Origin of the sequence: Mesorhizobium sp. M7A.F.Ca.MR.148.00.0.0 (assembly GCF_003997735.1) — a bacterium.
Classification (GTDB): Bacteria; Pseudomonadota; Alphaproteobacteria; order Rhizobiales; family Rhizobiaceae; genus Mesorhizobium.
Genome location: NZ_RZTB01000439.1, coordinates 1 through 379, shown reverse-complemented (window position 1 = coordinate 379; position 379 = coordinate 1). Strand labels below are relative to the sequence as shown.

Genomic DNA, 379 nt, shown 5'->3' with positions numbered 1-379 from the left:
ATCTCGTAGAGCGGCGCGACGAGGCCATAGACCTGGCTGTTGACCTCGGCACATTCGCCGAGCGCGTAGATGTCGGGATCGTTGCTGCGCATGCCGGCGTCGACGACGATGCCCCTGTTGACGGCGATGCCGGCCTGTTTCGCCAGCGCCGAATTCGGCCTGATGCCGACGGCCATCACCACAAGCGTTGCTGGGATAATGGTGCCGTCGGCAAGCTCCACCTGCCCGACCTTGCCGTTGCCTGTGATCGCCTGTGTGTTGGCCTTGGTGATGACCTTGATGCCGCGCTGTTCCACCGCACGCTGCAAGAGATAGCCGGCCGCCGGATCGAGCTGGCGCTCCATGAGCGTCGGCATGACATGCAGCACGGTGACGTCCA

1 protein-coding gene is annotated in these 379 nt (G+C 64.1%); it reads right to left on the bottom strand.

What is annotated here, in order from left to right:
• Positions 1 to 379 (bottom strand): FAD-dependent oxidoreductase (locus EOB49_RS34860; RefSeq protein ID WP_164781980.1); only part of this gene is annotated, 379 nt, incomplete at both ends.